This is a genomic window from Snodgrassella sp. ESL0253 (assembly GCF_013344965.1).
Lineage (GTDB): Bacteria > Pseudomonadota > Gammaproteobacteria > Burkholderiales > Neisseriaceae > Snodgrassella > Snodgrassella alvi_B.
On record NZ_JAAEDQ010000010.1, the window covers coordinates 1 to 17,452 of the forward strand.

Annotated in this window: 16 protein-coding genes and 1 pseudogene; 8 read left to right on the top strand and 9 right to left on the bottom strand. The window is 41.4% G+C overall.

Annotation, left to right across the window (positions count from 1 at the left end; translation table 11 throughout):
* A partial coding sequence (locus GYX26_RS08595; protein ID WP_174828908.1) for a transposase occupies positions 1 to 205 on the bottom strand: 205 nt, incomplete at its 3' end.
* Between the two features lie 74 nt (positions 206 to 279).
* Here GYX26_RS08595 and GYX26_RS11715 point away from each other — a divergent pair.
* Positions 280 to 519: an IS3 family transposase gene (locus GYX26_RS11715; RefSeq protein WP_370520873.1), complete on the top strand. Its 240-nt coding sequence runs from the start codon at positions 280 to 282 to the stop codon at positions 517 to 519.
* A 47-nt stretch (positions 520 to 566) separates the two neighbouring features.
* Positions 567 to 1,028, top strand: a complete 462-nt coding sequence (locus GYX26_RS08605; RefSeq protein WP_370520874.1) for a DDE-type integrase/transposase/recombinase — start codon at positions 567 to 569, stop codon at positions 1,026 to 1,028.
* Positions 1,029 to 1,128: 100 nt separating this feature from the next.
* On the opposite strand, the gene GYX26_RS11450 is transcribed toward GYX26_RS08605, so the two are convergent.
* On the bottom strand, positions 1,129 to 1,347 hold the full coding sequence (locus GYX26_RS11450; protein ID WP_238791263.1) for a hypothetical protein: 219 nt from the start codon (positions 1,345 to 1,347) through the stop codon (positions 1,129 to 1,131).
* Between the two features lie 535 nt (positions 1,348 to 1,882).
* Between GYX26_RS11450 and GYX26_RS08615 the strand changes: the two genes are divergently transcribed.
* The 3 genes from GYX26_RS08615 to GYX26_RS08625 are packed head-to-tail and all read left to right on the top strand — an operon-like array spanning position 1,883 to position 6,807.
* Positions 1,883 to 4,024, top strand: coding sequence for a type I secretion system permease/ATPase (locus GYX26_RS08615; RefSeq protein ID WP_174828910.1), 2,142 nt, complete (start codon positions 1,883 to 1,885; stop codon positions 4,022 to 4,024).
* Between the two features lie 33 nt (positions 4,025 to 4,057).
* Positions 4,058 to 5,485 carry an HlyD family type I secretion periplasmic adaptor subunit gene (locus GYX26_RS08620; RefSeq protein WP_174828974.1) on the top strand — a complete coding sequence of 476 codons (1,428 nt, stop codon included), beginning with the start codon at positions 4,058 to 4,060 and terminating at the stop codon, positions 5,483 to 5,485.
* Entirely contained in the window at positions 5,485 to 6,807 is a 1,323-nt protein-coding gene (locus GYX26_RS08625; protein WP_174828911.1) for a TolC family protein, read from the top strand. Before GYX26_RS08620 ends, GYX26_RS08625 begins: the two co-directional genes overlap by 1 nt.
* Before the next feature lie 790 nt (positions 6,808 to 7,597).
* Here GYX26_RS08625 and lptG read toward each other — a convergent pair.
* Both lptG and lptF read right to left on the bottom strand, forming a co-directional pair.
* Positions 7,598 to 8,686, bottom strand: coding sequence for an LPS export ABC transporter permease LptG (lptG, locus tag GYX26_RS08630; protein ID WP_174828912.1), 1,089 nt, complete (start codon positions 8,684 to 8,686; stop codon positions 7,598 to 7,600).
* Positions 8,686 to 9,795, bottom strand: a complete 1,110-nt coding sequence (lptF, locus tag GYX26_RS08635; protein WP_100090521.1) for an LPS export ABC transporter permease LptF — start codon at positions 9,793 to 9,795, stop codon at positions 8,686 to 8,688. Before lptF ends, lptG begins: the two co-directional genes overlap by 1 nt.
* 130 nt (positions 9,796 to 9,925) lie before the next feature.
* Here lptF and GYX26_RS08640 point away from each other — a divergent pair, with 130 nt between their 5' ends.
* Positions 9,926 to 11,335: a leucyl aminopeptidase gene (locus tag GYX26_RS08640; protein WP_174828913.1), complete on the top strand. Its 1,410-nt coding sequence runs from the start codon at positions 9,926 to 9,928 to the stop codon at positions 11,333 to 11,335.
* A gap of 12 nt (positions 11,336 to 11,347) precedes the next feature.
* Positions 11,348 to 11,791 carry a DNA polymerase III subunit chi gene (locus GYX26_RS08645; RefSeq protein ID WP_100113946.1) on the top strand — a complete coding sequence of 148 codons (444 nt, stop codon included), beginning with the start codon at positions 11,348 to 11,350 and terminating at the stop codon, positions 11,789 to 11,791.
* A 56-nt stretch (positions 11,792 to 11,847) separates the two neighbouring features.
* Here GYX26_RS08645 and rfbD read toward each other — a convergent pair whose 3' ends face one another.
* From rfbD to GYX26_RS08670, 5 genes are all read right to left on the bottom strand, one after another.
* Positions 11,848 to 12,708: a dTDP-4-dehydrorhamnose reductase gene (gene rfbD, locus GYX26_RS08650; protein WP_100090524.1), complete on the bottom strand. Its 861-nt coding sequence runs from the start codon at positions 12,706 to 12,708 to the stop codon at positions 11,848 to 11,850.
* A 176-nt stretch (positions 12,709 to 12,884) separates the two neighbouring features.
* Positions 12,885 to 14,018, bottom strand: a complete 1,134-nt coding sequence (ribD, locus tag GYX26_RS08655) for a bifunctional diaminohydroxyphosphoribosylaminopyrimidine deaminase/5-amino-6-(5-phosphoribosylamino)uracil reductase RibD (RefSeq protein WP_174828914.1) — start codon at positions 14,016 to 14,018, stop codon at positions 12,885 to 12,887.
* A gap of 2 nt (positions 14,019 to 14,020) precedes the next feature.
* A complete protein-coding gene (locus GYX26_RS08660; RefSeq protein ID WP_174828915.1) occupies positions 14,021 to 14,605 on the bottom strand; it encodes a cytochrome C in 585 nt (194 codons plus the stop codon).
* 106 nt (positions 14,606 to 14,711) lie between these two features.
* Entirely contained in the window at positions 14,712 to 15,167 is a 456-nt protein-coding gene (nrdR, locus tag GYX26_RS08665) for a transcriptional regulator NrdR (RefSeq protein ID WP_100113943.1), read from the bottom strand.
* Between the two features lie 559 nt (positions 15,168 to 15,726).
* A complete protein-coding gene (locus GYX26_RS08670) occupies positions 15,727 to 16,215 on the bottom strand; it encodes a GNAT family N-acetyltransferase (protein WP_174828916.1) in 489 nt (162 codons plus the stop codon).
* A gap of 152 nt (positions 16,216 to 16,367) precedes the next feature.
* On the opposite strand from GYX26_RS08670, the pseudogene msrAB reads away from it, so the two are divergent.
* Positions 16,368 to 17,354, top strand: a pseudogene (msrAB, locus tag GYX26_RS08675) (bifunctional peptide-methionine (S)-S-oxide reductase MsrA/peptide-methionine (R)-S-oxide reductase MsrB); the annotation flags it as partial.
* Positions 17,355 to 17,452 lie beyond the last annotated feature (98 nt).

The window sequence follows — 17,452 nt, forward strand, 5'->3', positions numbered from 1 at the left end:
CAAACATCTGCTTAAGCTTGCGGTTTTCAGCCTCCAGCTCCTTTAAACGTTTGATATCGGACGTTTCCATACCACCGTATTTTTCCCGCCATTTATAAAAAGTCGAATTGCCGATGCCATATTTACGACAAAGTTCTTTGACAGGAATACCGGCTTCAGCTTCTTTTAAAATGGATACAATCTGATGTTCAGTCATTTTTTTCATGTTTAAATCCTCTGTGGGTTAATGAAGAGAATTTTCTACTTCGAGGCTGTACTATTTTAGGGGATAGTTACACTATTACCGATAAGCATTTACGCTGGGGCTTTCCCAAATGTTTTAATCGCATCAGAAAGCTCGGCTATAAATGGAATCATAAACGTGTGTATCGGGTGTATTGTGAATTAAAGCTTAATCTGAGGGTAAAGCGTAAACAACATATTCCACCACGCAGTCCAGAAAAGATAACAACAATACAATGCTCTGAATTACGCGCACTTAAAACAACACAAGGATACTCATACCCTAACTCACCTTGAGATTCAGCCTCTTAACTACTTTGTTAAGATAATTTAACATAGGGCTAATATATAAGCTATCAGTACCGAATAAACAAGGTGAATGCTGGTCTATGGATTTTATGAGTGACAGCAGTCGAAATCAACGACGCTTTAAAATTTTTAATGTGATAGATGACTTTAATTGTGAGGTGTTAAGCATTGATATTGCAGTCAGTTTACCGGCTGGTAGGATTACTCGCTATCTGGATGAACTAGCCGAATATCATGGTTATCCACTAAAAATACGAGTGGATAATGAACCGGAATTTACCGGAAATACACTCATTAACTGGGCAAAATCACATGGTATAACTATAGAGTACATCAATCCCGGCAGCCCATATCAAAATGGCTTTATTGAACAATTTAACCGTTCGTATCGTACAGAGGTACTGGATTTATATCTATTTAATAATCTAGAACAAGCAAGAGGTAACCGAAGAATAGCTAACCATTTAATAACACTAAAAGACCTCATGAAGCATTAAATAATATGACGCCGAGTGAATATAAAACTCTAAGACAAGCAGTATTATTTTCTACTTGAATCTTGTACTAAGTTTGGGGCATTTACATGCCGTCATCATCTCAAATAAAATCCTGACCATGCCCTTTAGCAAATACATAGGTATCATTACCTTCCCCTCCATAAAGTCTGTCATTTCCTTCTCTACCGATTAAAATATCGTCCTGATTAGTACCCTTCAAATTATCATTGTTCATACTACCCTCTATTAGATTAATATTGTCGTTTTGCCCAGCTAATACAATATTTTGATAGGCATCTGTTTCTTTAAAATTATTCAAGGTATTACCTCTTTTTAAATGTTAAGCCAGAATAACAGTTTATTTATCTGTTATAAATTGATATCCATACATCAAAAACAATACATTAACTAAGTTTCTTTGAACTCACCTCCAGTTTAAGTTTTATTAAAATTTTTTATAACTATACTTACTGAGTATTAATTTTGAGTTTATTTATTTAATTGAAAAATGCATGGTACAAATAAACAAATATAATTCACCAATTACAATATGAAATGCAAAATTTAAATATTTAATATATTATATTATATAATATAAAAATATATTTTATTTTTATATTCAAATTAAATAATATTATTGAAATTTTGTTTACACCTTCATTAGAAACAATAGTATATAATAATTTAACAGATTCAAAAAATATAAATCAATTCAAATTTTCAGAAACAATTACAAAACTCCTATTCAAATAAAAATTATAAATAATCTATTTTTGAAAGTAATTTTACTATGTATTTTTTTCTATACTTGTGTTAAGTTGTATGTAGATATTTAAACAGTGATGTTAAAATCTATGTCATTACTACCAGAATCTTCTATCCCTGCCAAAATTGAAAAATCCAGTATTGCAGTTTCCGCTCTGGTTCTTTTAGCCCATTTTCATGGCATGGCTGTCAATCCTGCAGATATTATGCATAGGTACGCGGAACAGAATGATTTAAAAATTGAACAATGGCTGCTTGCAGCCAAAGATCTGGGCTTGAAAGCCAAACTGGTCAAGCACGATATCAAGCGTTTGCCTCTGCTAGCCTTACCTGCATTGGTATGGCGTGAAGATGGCCAGCATTTTATTTTAGCCAGAATAGATGACGATCGTTACCTGATTCAGGATATTGAAGCGGGTAAGCCAGTTATTCTAACTAAAGAAGAGTTTGCGCAACGCTATTCTGGACAAGTTATTCTGGTTGCTTCAAGAGCATCGATTCTGGGACAACTGGCTAAATTCGACTTTACCTGGTTTATTCCGGCAGTAATCAAATACCGGCGCATTTTTCTGGAAGTATTGGTTGTATCTGTCTTTATTCAGCTATTTGCGCTTGTTACACCTATGTTTTTTCAGGTGGTAATGGACAAAGTTCTAGTGCATCGCGGCTTTTCCACTCTTGATGTTATTACTATTGCCTTACTGGTGATTATTGTCTTTGATGTGGTTTTGGGTGGATTACGCACTTATGTTTTTGCCCATACCACTTCACGCATTGATGTCGAGCTGGGTGCACGATTATTTCGTCATCTGTTAAGCCTGCCTCTGGCCTATTTCGAGCACCGGCGAGTGGGCGATACAGTTGCCCGGGTACGTGAGCTGGAACAAATCCGTAACTTTCTCACCGGACAGGCATTGACTTCGGTACTGGATCTCTGTTTTTCTTTTATCTTTCTGCTGGTGATGTGGTTTTACAGCGGTTGGCTTACGTTAGTAGTTATTATTTCTCTGCCTTGTTACGCCATCTGGTCTGCGACTATCAGTCCTATTTTACGCTCGCGGCTGAATGATAAATTTGCCAGAAATGCTGATAATCAGTCATTTCTGGTTGAATCAGTAACAGCAATCGGTACGATTAAGGCTATGGCGGTTGAACCTCAAATGACCAGACGCTGGGATCAACAATTGGCTGCTTATGTTAGCTCCGGTTTCCGCGTTACCCGCCTTACTACTATTGGCCAGCAGGGTGTGCAGCTGATTCAGAAACTGGTGACAGTTGTTACTTTATGGCTGGGTGCTCATCTAGTGATTAAAGGTGAGCTGACAGTGGGTCAGTTAATTGCATTTAATATGCTTGCAGGTCAAGTTGCGGCACCTGTTATCCGTTTGGCACAGCTGTGGCAGGATTTCCAGCAGGTGGGTATTTCTGTTTCCCGCCTTGGCGATATTTTAAATACCCCGACAGAAAATCCAACTTCGCGCGTGGCATTGCCGAATATCAAAGGCCAGATTGAATTTGAAAAAATCTCTTTCCGCTATCGTCCGGATGGTGCAGAAATTCTGCGTGACTTAAATTTGCAGATTAAGCCAGGTGAAATTCTGGGTATTGTCGGACGTTCCGGTTCTGGCAAATCTACTTTAACCAAACTGGTGCAGCGCTTATACACGCCAGAGCGTGGACGGGTATTGGTAGATGGTAATGATCTGGCGCTGGCTGATCCGGCATGGTTGCGCCGTCAGGTGGGTGTAGTACTTCAGGAAAATGTACTGCTTAATCAGAGTATCCGCGCCAATATAGCTCTTGCCGACCCGGGGATGCCTCTGGAAAAAATAATGTATGCCGCCAAAATGGCTGGTGCCCATGATTTTATTATGGAACTGCCAGAAGGCTATGACACTATAGTTGGTGAGCAGGGTGCAGGGCTGTCTGGCGGGCAAAGGCAGCGTGTTGCCATTGCTCGGGCTTTGGTAGGAAATCCGCGGATTCTGATTTTGGATGAAGCAACTAGTGCGCTGGATTATGAATCCGAACGAGCCATTATGCAAAATATGCAGGCTATTTGCAAAGGCCGCACTGTTTTGATTATTGCCCACCGCCTATCTACTGTTCGTATGGCCAATCGCATTATTGCCATGGATAAAGGCAGTATAGTAGAAGAAGGAACTCATCAGGAGTTGCTCGCTAAGCCGGACGGTTACTATCGCTACTTATATCAGCTCCAGAATAGCTAAATTGAAACCAGAATAAGAAAATAGATTATGGGTATTCGCTTTCAAGCTTTTAAAGAGTTCCTGCACCGCTATACTACGGTGTGGAAAAATGTTTGGTCTGTCCGTTTTCAGCTCGACCCGCCTAAACGCGATGAAGATGAGCGTGCTTTTTTACCGGCACATCTGGAATTAACGGAGACACCTCTTTCCGCTGCACCCAAATGGACTGCACGCCTGATTATATTGTTTGCTGTTATTGCGCTTTTATGGGCATTAATTGGCAAGCTGGATATTGTTGCTGTTGCTATGGGTAAAACCACTCCCGGTGGGCGCAGTAAGATAATCCAACCACTGGAAACTTCAGTAGTCGACAAAATTGCAGTCAAAAATGGCGACCACGTAAGGAGTGGTCAGATACTGGTTCAGTTAAGTGGTATCGGTTCCGATAGTGACTATGCGCAGTCGGAAAAATCCCTGCAGGCCGCACGTTTAAATAAATTGCGTCTGGAAGCAGTTATCCGTGCAGTGGACACGCATCAACCTCCTCAACTGGATCGGGAACTGGCCGCGAAATGGCATCTTAATCCCGAGCAGATTATAGAAGCACAATCGCTCGCATTACATCAGTTTCAAACATGGTTTACTCAGGATGCCCAGTTACAGACAGTGTTACGCGAACATCAGGCACAGCTTCAGGGAACTCAATCGCAGGTGAGCAAACTTGAACAAACCACGGCTATTGAGCAGAGCCGTACAGCAGATTACAAAGATTTGCTGGCGCAGAACTTTGTTTCCAAACACGCTTATTATGAACAGCAAAGCAAGTATATTCAGAATAAAAATGATTTAGCCAGCCAGCGCAGCCAGCTTCGGCAGATTCAGGAAAGTATACGCGAAGCCGAGCAGAATCGTCAGTTACAAACTAATACGCTCAAGCGCGATACGCTTGATCAGCTGCGACAGGCAAATGAGCAAATCCAGCAACTTACTGAAGCGACAGACAAAGCATTGCAGCGCAAACAGTTAATGACTTTAAAGTCGCCAGTTGATGGTACGGTACAACAGCTTGCCACCCATACTGTGGGAGGAGTGGTCACGGCGGCTCAACAGATTATGGTAATCGTACCTGATCAGGATCAGATGGAAATTGAGGCATTGGTGCCAAACAAAGACATCGGTTTTATTAAGGCTGGCCAAGATGCTGTTATCAAAGTTGAGTCTTTCCCTTATACCCGTTATGGCTATTTAACCGGTAAAGTAAAACATGTCAGCTTTGATGCGATTGAAGATGAAAAATTGGGACTGGTTTTTGCTGCGACCATTGTTATGGACAGAAATTATCTAATGGTAGATGGTAAAAAGGTTAATTTAACAGCGGGTATGAATGTAACCGCTGAGATTAAAACCGGTAAGCGTCGCGTTATCACTTATTTGTTAAGCCCGCTACAAACTAAAGTTGATGAAAGTATGCGAGAACGTTGATGCAAAAATATATTCGTATTGGTACTTGGCAAGCTATTTCTATTCTTATTGGCTGCGGTATTATCTCTACAACTGCACAGGCATTCGATTTGTTTGATGCCTGGCAGGCTGCAATAAGCTATTCAGCAGAATATGCAGCAGCTCAAAATGAGCGGGATGCTCATAAAGAGCAATTGGTACAAACACGAGCAGCGTTACTGCCACAGGTAAATACTAATTATATCTATCAGAAACAGCCCTCCTCCCTGTCCAGTACTACCCAGACGCACGGCTGGAATGTACAGGCAAGTCAGGCGTTATTTGATAAAGCCAAATGGGCACAATACCAGCAAGGTAAAATTACCGCTAACATGGCCGACTGGCAGCTGGAAAATGTGAAAGAAGATCTGCTGCTTAAAGTAGCCAATGCTTATTTTCAGGTATTGCTGATTGAAGACAAGCTGGTTTCAATTGAAAAAGAAAAAGAAGCCTATGCAATGCAGATCAGGCAAGCACTAGCCTTATTTAACAAGGGCGCAGCTACTATTGTAGACACGAATGAAGCACAAGCAGGCTATGAAGCTGCCCGGGCAAAAAAAGTCAGTGCGATGACAGATCTGCTGGTAGCACAAAATAATCTGGCTAATATTACAGGACTGGACCCGAAGAAAATTAAGCGTTTAAAAAATACTGATTTTGGCGATTTACTAGGTAAATCAAGTAAAGCAGACTGGATAAATCTGGCGCAAAAAAATAATCCTGAATGGCAGCAGCAAAAGCTGGCATTGGAAAATGCCAAGCAGGCTTATATTGCTGCTAAAGCAGAGAACTGGCCAAAACTAACGCTTAATGGCGGCTATCAGGACAACCATCAGATTCAGCAGTTTTATGGTATGAATCATGGCACTCGCAGTAAAGGCGGTATCGTAATAGTTCAGCTTTCAGCCCCCTTATTCAGTGGTGGCTTGATTCACAGCAAAATTAAAGAAGCAGCGGCCAGAGAACAGCAAAATAAATTTTTATTAATAGCTACTGAGCGTAAAATTGAACTGAATATTACTCAGGCGTATCAAACTACATTAGGCAATCTGTATCAGATTCAGGCGCAGCAACAGTTATTAAAAGCCAATACGGTAAAATTACAAGCTACTCAATTAGGTCGTAAAGTAGGTGTACGCAGTAATCTGGACGAATTACAGGCATTACAGGCCAAAGCCGATGCCGAACAGAAATTGGCAGAAGCACAATATGGCTATATCACTACTTATATTCAGCTATTACAAAATGCTGGCATTTTGACTGAAGCAGATGAACAGAAAAAATTGCATAAATTACTTTATTAGTCATTTACGCTTATATTGGCTGTGTGTATCCATTTAAAAGTATTACTGAAATAATTATGCATGGCATTATCTATTTTGCGTTTGCCTGTTAGTAAGCTAGAGAGTGCTTTATTTAATTCAATTTATAATCTATCTAATGTGTTATCTGACCTCTACGGCAGCAAACAAATATAAACAACGGTAAATCAATTAACTTTAATAGTATGATAAAAATTTGTGCTCAAACACTAATAACAATATTTGTATTAACGCATTAATATTGCCTGAAATACGCACCTGCTCTTTAAAAATATTCATATGCCTCTTTATATATACTCTATCCAAATTGCAAATTTGCTGTATACCTCTATATGAAATAATTTAAAGATAATATTTGATGGAGAATAATTTAATTAACTGAATCTTAACCCATCTACGATAAAGTTTAATGCCGGGAACCTAGTTGCTGATTATTTATATAGCCGTTTAATTGATAGGTTAACTGATTGCAGGCAGTAATTTTTTTCAATAACAAATCAAGCAAAAGCTTCAAATTGGCTAGTACCATTATCAATTTTGATGTTTTTACAAAATGATGTGTATGAACCTGATTAGCCGATTCAGATAGCATCAATGGTGATCTCAAATTGTTTTATCATTCTAAGCAACACTTTTATATGTGATGCAAATTCGCTAAAGCAAGGCTTTTTACCGTCTACCGTTTGTTGATATTCTGAAAAGTATTTAGAAATTAATTCATCTATATCTAAATTTGAAGTTAATAAAATCACTTAGAGCATGTAGCAGGATATTACCGCTTTTCTTGACGTCTAATCAGGTATACAGCCAGACATAAAAATAACAGTGTAGGCAGAAATGCGGCAATCAGGGTTGGTACCCCATATAACTGACTGGTAAATCCAAACAACCGCCCTGAAAAATGGAATAATAGCCCTAAGCAGATTCCATAGAAAAGTTTCAAGCCCATATTTCCACCACGATTCTGCTGTGGTGTAAAAGCGAGTGCTACCAGTGCCATAACGATACAGGCCAATGGATAGGCAATTTTACGCCACCATGCCAGTTCGTAGCGGGTAGTCTGTTGGTGATTATTTTTCAAATGTTTGATATAAGTCGACAGTGCCAGAATAGACATCTGTTCAGGCGCCACCAGCAATATATTAAGCAACTGATGATTGATGGACATGTGCCAATCCAGATTTTCCAGATGATTTACTGTTATCTGATGCTCTTGCAGAACAGACTGGTCTACCTGATGCAAATGCCACTTCGACTTTTTACCCTGCTGGGCATGAGAATCAACCTTGGCACTGGATGCATGCAAAGTTTCTGTTAAATGGAACTGTTCATCATGGCGATATATGCTGATGTTTTTTAAGCTACCGTCAGGTAACATTTCAGCGACATTCACAATATCATGCCCCTGCTTCAACCAGATACCACTATCTCCGGCACTAATGCTGTTCTGACGGGCATGCAACTGATACTGTTCTGCATAAGGGCCGGTTTTAGGTACAACATATTCACCCAGTAACGCAGCAATAATGGCAAACAGCAAGCCAAACTGCAACATCATGCCAATAATGCTGGCCAAGCTGATACCTGATGTTCTGATTACGGTAAATTCACTGTCGCTGGCCATCTGATTCAGACATACCAGTGCACCTACCAGCACAGCCAGAGGCATAAGCTCATAAGCATGTGTGGGAATCAGTAATAAAACGTAATACAGCATTTTATTGGCAGTATAACGCCCATCACCAACGTGGCTGATTTCACCCATAATGTCAAAGAAGCTGTATAAGCTTACCAGTGCCAGCAATGCATACAAAGTGCAAATGGACAGTTGGCTAATTACATAGCGATTAAGCAAACGCATCAGGAGCGGCCTCCGAGTAATGATGTAAATGCTGTTTTAAATGGCGCAGATGGACGATTGCGCCAACTCAATAAGAATAAAAACACCAGAAACATCAAAAGATGCATAGGCAATATGCCAAGCCAAAGCGGAATACGACCATTTTCCACCAAATCCCGTAAAAAGGTTAGTCCATTCTGGTAAATTAAAAATACACCAATCGCAATCAGGATATTGTAAGTATGACCGGTGCGCGGATTAAAATACGATAGTGGCAAGGCCAGCAAAGCCAGTACGATTACGCTGATCGGTAATGATAAACGCCACATCAGTTCTGCCTTGTAAATGGCTTTATCGCTGGCAAATAGTGCAGCAGTGGGAATGGTGTGCCGATTTTGTTTTGGATCGATAACCATTGTATTGACGCTGATGACCAGAGTCATTTTGTCAAATGAAGCCCTTTGATAGTCTGCCTGTCCGGGCTGTCCATAGTAGCGGAAACCATCTTCCAGAGTCAGAATACGTTTTTCTCCATCCTGTTTGAACTCGCCACGTTTGGCAAAAATCGTACTGTCTTTGCCATTTTTTTCCTTTTCCCGTACAAACAGATTGCTGGCACGGCCGCTGTCAGGGTCGAATGATTCAATAAAATAAACTCGTGGGTGGCTTTTGCCTATTTCGCGGAATACCCCCGGCTCCAGTAATGACATTTCCTGTTTCTGTTTCAGCAATTCTGCAAATTCACGGCTACGCCACTCTGCCCATGGCTGAATCAGCATTGATACTACTGCTACCAGAACTGCAAACGGAAGAGCAAATTTCATTAAGGGATAAATCCAGTTTCTTAATGATAAGCCACTGGACAGCCAGATAACCATTTCGCTATCACGCCAGTAACGGGTAAGTACCGTAATAATGCTGATATAGGCAGTTAAAATCAGTAATACAGGTGTCAGGCCAATTGTCCAGAACCCAATTAATGCGGTTACCGCATCAATAGCCACGCGGCCGCTGGCAGCCCTGCCCAGCAGGTTAATTGCTTGCGTAGCCACCAGTACTATCAGCAAAATCACGAAAATGCCAACGGCAGCCCATGATAATTCTTTAATAAATTGGCGTTGATAAATCATAAAATAATAAACACATGTGCAACTGCCGGTATTTTAGTGACAGCCTGCGTTACAATAGGGGGATCCAAAATCAGCTAACGCATGATTCGTCCAGAATATATACAACGCCCTTATAATGGGAGAGGAAAAGATGGAATTTAGCATAAAAACCGAACAATTGCAGCCGCAAAACAATAGTTCTTTACTTATTGTCTGTACTGCAAACAGTAAACACAACAATCCTGTAGCTGGTACTTTATTGTCGCAATTACAGCAGCAACAGAAAGATTTTATTGCCACACATACAGTTGAACTGAACCATGTACAGGCTTTGGCTGTAGTATGCATAGAAAAAGAAGACTATGCCAGCCTGCAAAAGTTGGCTGCTACGGCTGCCAGCTGGGCCAAAGAGCAAACCCGGATTAATGTAGATTTGAGTTTATTGTCTGAAGTCTTGGCACAACAATGGGTACAGGCATTTACAATTGCGGTGGGCGAAGCTGTCTATCACTTTGATACGTTTAAAAAAGATTCCAAACCAACATCACTTGAATATATCAATTACCACACTGTTCACGCAGTAAATGAATACCTGAGCAAAGGTGAAGCTGTTGTTTATGGTATGAATATCTGTAAAGATCTGGGTAATGCACCTGGTAATTTATGCACCCCAGCCTATCTGGCCTCTTCTGCTGCCAAAATTGCTGCTGATGTGGGTGCCAGTGCACGAATTATGGCCGCAGCCGATATTCAGGAAATGGGTATGAATGCTTTACTGGCAGTGGCACAGGGCAGTTCCGCCGGTGCCTATCTTATTGAACTGCAATATCACGGCGCGCCGAATACTGAAGATAAACCGGTGGTTCTGGTAGGCAAAGGTATCACTTTTGATTCCGGCGGTATTTCCCTTAAACCGGGTGCTGCGATGGATGAAATGAAATTTGATATGTGTGGTGCTGCTGCTGTTATTGGTACTTTTGCAGCTGCTGCCAAGCTTAAACTGCCACTGAATCTGGTAGCCGTCGTTCCTACCTGTGAAAATATGCCTTCCGGTAATGCAGTCAAACCGGGTGATATTATTAAGGCCATGAATGGCTTGAATATTGAGGTTTTGAACACCGATGCAGAAGGCAGGCTGATTTTGTGTGATGCTCTTACCTACGCTGAACGTTTCCAGCCCAAAGCAGTAATCGATGTGGCCACATTAACTGGTGCCTGTATCATTGCACTGGGGCATGTTGCGCAAGGCGTACTGGGCAACAATCAGTCAATTATTGATCAGATATTACAGGCAGCTGCCAGTATTAATGATAAAGCCTGGCAATTGCCTTTATTCGACGAATACAAAGAACAGCTAAAATCCAATTTTGCTGATTTGCAGAATATAGGCGGACGTGCTGCCGGAACGATTACTGCTGCGGCATTTTTGTCCTGTTTTACCGAAGCCTATCCATGGGCACATCTGGATATTGCTGGTACAGCCTGGCATTCAGGCAACAATAAAGGTGCTACAGGCCGCCCTGTTCCGCTGCTGCTTGAATATCTGATTCAGCAATCCTGAATTTGAGACGATATGGCCACTACTACTTTTTATACTCATATCACTGATCCAGTCTCTTTTACTTGCCGGCTGACTCAAAAAGTATATAAAAGTGGAGCAAGCGTTCTGATCTGGTTAGAAGATGAAAGCAGTATGAGTCGGTTTGATCAAGCTCTGTGGTCGTTTCAGGCCACTAGTTTCATCCCACATGAAATCTGGTCACCGCAACAACCACAGCTGATTGCCGGGCAATTGGTATTACTGTCTTATGGCACAGATTTACCAACAATACAGAAAGATTGGGTGGTTATTAATCTGGCGGATGTTTATTGGTGTGATGCTCCGCAGATACCGGAGCGAGTATTGGAGCTGGTAAGTACTGATCTGGATGAAATAGCAGCTGCACGACAGCGTTTTCGTACGTATCGGGATGCTGGCTTTATTATTGAGCACCATGATATGCGTACACAAAAGTAATGCTATCAGGCACTAAAAAGCGGGTTATTGAGTAACCCGCTTTTTTGTACATTCTTTTAATCCAGTAGTTTAGCAACAATGTGCGCTAAAGGTGTATCGACTACTGGCTCCGGAAGCAGATTTTGCAAAGTACGGCTATCCAGAATACCAAACTCTGGTCGTCTAGCTGCTGACTGATAATCAGCAGTGCCAATCCGCTCAACTTTGACCTGTTTATAACGCTCATCAATTTCAGCAGCTTCAGCAAAAATACGCTGGGCAAAATCTGCCCAACTCATTTGCTGGCTACCAGCAAAATGCATTAATCCGCGCGCAGGATTCGTTAATGCAGCAAGGCGGATAATGGCTTCAGCCAAATCCCCTGCATAGGTGGGGCAGCCAATCTGATCGTCTACCACGCGAATAGTGGATGTTTCTAATCCTTTTTGCAACATGATTTTGACAAAATTGTGTCCATGTTCACTGTATACCCATGAAGTACGAATAACAGCGGTATCTACGTGTGCGTTTAAAGCCAATAACTCCCCTGCCAGCTTACTGTGTCCGTATACATTCAGTGGATTAGGTGCCATATTTTCTGTCAGAATCACATGATGATGGCCATCAAATACCTGCTCAGTAGACAGATGAATCAGGCGTGCGCCAATTGCCCGGGCAGCCTGAGCCAGATTCAATGTTCCTGTTGCATTCACTGCAAAAGCCTTGGCTATATCGGTTTCTGCGGCATCAACTTTGGTGTAACCTGCTGCATTTATAATCACATCCGGTTCAAAAGTTTTCACCATATTGAGCACATTATGTGCATCAGTAATATTCAGTGTCTGCGAGTCACTGGCAATCAATTCCCAACTTTCCGGCAATCTGTCTCTTAAGCAACTACCTACCTGACCTTTTGAACCCGTTAATAAAATACGCATGGCGAAGCCTTTGTTTTAAAATACCAATAGAATAACGATAATGATGCTAAAAATATGATATTACATAAATGAAGCGCTCAAACAATGAGGCTTATTGTTACACAACGATAGTTTATTTTCAGCACTGTTTTTATATAAAGTAGAGATTGTTTGAATAAACAGCCCAGTTACAAACCTTACCCCACCGTTCCTGTTAACCAGGCTGTACTTTGTTGATGACGCAATGACCAGCGACAATCCTGATCCAAAACCTCTACCGCGACTGTCTGCCATTCAGAATCGATTAAAGCCTGTGGATTTTCCGCTAACTCAATAGCATTGCGTGCTGCTGCTCCGAGAATTTTCGGAGCCTGATAATAAATTATTTCATCTACGGCATCAGCAGCAAGTAAAGCAGAATTCAGGATGGAGCCCGCTTCAACCAGTATCAGACCAATATCGCGTTGAGCCAAAGCAGGCCATAATTTTTGCAAATCAATCTGGCCATGCTGATTGGTTGGCACTGTAAGAATGGAAACATGTGGATAAGGATCAAAAACAGCTTTTTTAACACTGTCGTTAACCGTGGTAACAATCAAGGTAGGACTATTCACATCATGAATCACCTGATAAGCGGGAGTGATACGCAGCTTACTATCCAGAATGATACGTAGTGGCTGTCGCAATGCAGAAAAGCGCCGCACATTTAACTGTGGATTATCTGCCAGTATAGTATTGATACCCGTTAATACTGCACAGCTTTCAGCACGTAATGTCTGCACATCATTACGTGCAGCTTCACCGGTTATCCATTGGCTCAAACCATTACTCAATGCTGTCTTGCTATCGAGACTCGCAGCGATTTTCAGCCTGATATAAGGTCTGTGTCTTTCCAGCCTGGATAAGAAACCCGGATTCAGTTCACGTGCCTGCTGTGTATACAAACCACAGTCAACCTGTATACCAGCCTGTTGCAATATGCTTAATCCATTACCTTTGACCAATGGATTAGGATCACTCATGGCCACAACCACGCGCTTGATATGAGCATCAATCAGAGCCTGAGCACACGGGCCTGTGCGGCCGGTATGGCTGCAAGGCTCCAACGTGACATAGGCAGTAGCATCCTGTGCCAATTGCCCAGCCTGCCGTAATGCATGCACTTCGGCATGTGCTTGCCCTGCCCGAACATGGAATCCCTCACCGACAATTTGCTCACCACGTGTAATCACGCAGCCTACACGCGGATTTGGGCTGGTAGAAAACCGCCCTTGCCAGGCTAGCTCAAGGGCGGTTTGCATGAATTTTTTATCAAGCTCAGAAAAGCTCATTTTTAACTGTTCTGTACATTAATGGTTTTCAACGTAGCAGCAAGCGCAGCATCACTGGCACTCTCACTGCTGGCACAAACTGAATAAAGATTATTATTTCCAACAAGAGCAACACAACTTTCATTTAGTAAAGTGCCATTTTGCTGATGACTGAAACGGTAGTTCATCCGATTTTCGGTAGCAATACCTACCTTAGTGTTGCTGATGTCTGCATTGTTTTTCAGGCTATCAGCCAAATTTTTGAAATATTCATCTGCCTTGATTTTTATCGCACCCAAATTGTTAGCTGCCAAGGTAATATTACTGCCATCATCATGCTGCAACAAAGTAAGGTTATTTACCTGTGCCTGATCTATCCAGTCCTGTGCACTATCCATTACATCAACAAAACCTCCATCTACCACAATACTGAGCTTGCCATCCTTACTGGTTAGCGTCTGAGTAGATGTAGCGGCAGCAGCGGATACATCACTGCTTGCGGCCTGAGTATCACTGGCATCCATCGTCACAGAAGTGTCTTTTTGCGTACACGCAGTTAAACCTAGCAAAGCGATTAGTCCAAACAACCATAAACGAGATTTCAACATGATATATTCAAGCTTTCATGACAAGGCACAATGGTTACAAAGTATAACAAGAATTAGCAGCTAATGCAGCGAACAGGTCCAAAATAGCCTGACAGAATAAATACCTTTAATCTACCTTTTGTAATGCTGCAATCAGTTGTGTAAACTCCGAAACATCGTGAAAGCTTTTATACACAGACGCAAAGCGCACATAAGCAACCTCATCCAGTTTAGCCAGTAAATTAAGAACCATATCCCCAATCATATGACTGGGAACTTCTTTGACCCCCATGTGGTAAAGATTAGTCTCAATCTCGGCTACAGCATTTTCAATACTTTCCCGATCCATTGGCCGCTTATGCAATGCCCTGCTAATACTGGTATAAAGCTTGGCCGGATCAAAAAGCACCTTTTCCCCAGTACGCTTGATAATCAACGGCATTCGCATTTCCACCACTTCCAGCGTACTAAACCGGCTGTCACAGGCAAAACAACGGCGACGACGACGAATACTGTTATTACATTCGCTCAAACGCGTATCAATCACCTGTGTATTATGATGCTGGCAAAAGGGACATTTCATACAAATGCAAATTAATATTGATTGAGTTAAATAGCTATTGTGGCAGGCACTACTACGGCTGGCAAGCTCATTTATTTTTATGGCAAAACAATATAAACAATTATTGCTGACTTATCCACCTGTGCACATAATCCAGCGCAAAACTTTAGGTAAAATATGGGGATAACTATAATATATTACTGATTTTTATCATGTATTTCTTATTGATTAAAAAATAGGCAATTCACAACAAATGAATAACATTTCAAGTGGCACATAGCTGTCACATGAATGGCAATACAAACAAAAATCAAAAATTAATTAATAAAATCAAGTAATAAAATTAAAGAATAATCCCGGACACTAATAAATTCACCACCACCGATTAATTCAGCCGGATTAAAAATCCTGATTTATTAATTATTTATATGTGGATTAATAAAGATAAGCATTCTGAGAATTGGCACGGTTTACTGAACAAACATGCAGAGTAATGATACCGAATCAAATATCCGCAAAACCCACCGTTCACACCATTGGCAATATTTCAGATACCAGTCTAGACTCTTGTAATAAATGTCTACTCAGTTAAATATTTACGCATCAGTAAACAGTTAACCGTAACCTTATTATTGAGAGGTAAGGCACATTCACCCAGCGAAGCATAGCCATTGATTTCATAAAATTTAACTGAATTCAGCGACGCATACAGTTTCAGCATACCCAAACCAGCACGACTGGCAACACTTTCAGCACGCTGCAAAAGTGCTGTTCCCAACCCCTGATTATGCACAAACGGGTGGATATATAAAGCATCCAGTTGAGCATCAACCAAATCCATCTGAAAGAAACCCTGAATATGCCCCTTATAATCAACAACCCACAAAGCTTTATTTACATCAGCCATCGTATGCAAATAACTCTCAATATTCAATAATGACAACCACGCTTTTAACACCGTTTCATCATATTTGCGCGCACAGGTATATTGCACCGCATAGCGATGAGCATTATAAATATCTTCACAGTCCTCCGGCCGCGCCGGACGCAAATAAGTAATAATACTCATATAATCTTCAACCAATGCAGCAATACATGAATTAACCAAAATCGAGTACAGATTTTATATCACTCATACATAATTAAGCAAAACAACATCTTTCATTCAATACAGGCTAGTGCTAGCATATACGGATACATCACATAAGGATATAATATAACATTATGAATATAAAAACCATTTATCTTGCCGGTGGGTGTTTTTGGGGCATGGAAGGCTATTTTAAACGTTTAAATGGCGTGCTTGCCACTCAGGCCGGCTATGCCAACGGCCATACCGATAATCCAAGTTATGAAGAAGTATGTAAACAAAACACCGGTCACGCGGAAACTATAAAAGTCGAATACGATGCAGATGTTTTGCCTTTAACCGACATACTGCGCCATTTTTTCCGTATCGTAGACCCCACTAGTCTGAATCGTCAGGCACATGATATTGGCACCCAATACCGCAGCGGTATTTACTATACTGATACTGCTGACAGAGATGTGATTCAGGCAGCAATCAAAGCCGAACAAGGCCGTTATCAAGCACCTATCGTAGTAGAAAATCTGCCCCTGCAGCAATTTTTTCCGGCTGAAGAATATCATCAGGATTATCTGGACAAAAATCCTCAAGGCTATTGCCATATTGACCTGCAAAAAGCCCGTGAGCCCTTGCCAGAGCTTCCCAAAACTGCAACGTCCACTCAAACTTATGATGCCAAAACCTTTCATAAGCCGGATGCTGCAACTTTACAGCAGCAGCTAGGAGAAGAAGCTTATCAAATCACACAGAACGCAGGCACCGAGCGCCCATATAGCCATCCGTACGATGAACTGTTTGTTCCCGGTATTTATGTCGATATTGTCAGCGGCGAACCACTTTTCAGCTCGCGAGACAAATTTAATTCCGGCTGTGGCTGGCCGGCATTCAGCCAGCCGATACAGTCGGAAGTAGTTAGCGAACATCAGGATAACAGTCTTGGTATGCAGCGAACTGAAGTACGCAGCCATCAGGCAGACTCACATTTGGGACATGTATTCACGGATGGCCCGCAGGAGCGTGGCGGTTTACGTTATTGCATCAACGGAGCTAGCCTGCGGTTTATCCCTTATGATGAAATGGATGCAGCAGGTTATGCTGCATACAAGGATATGGTTAAATAATCCAGTCTTTAATTTCGGGCAGTATGTTAGATACCGCCCGAAATTAAAGCTCAGCCAAAATACCTGAATTGCAATAAGTCACAAATAACTACCGGATA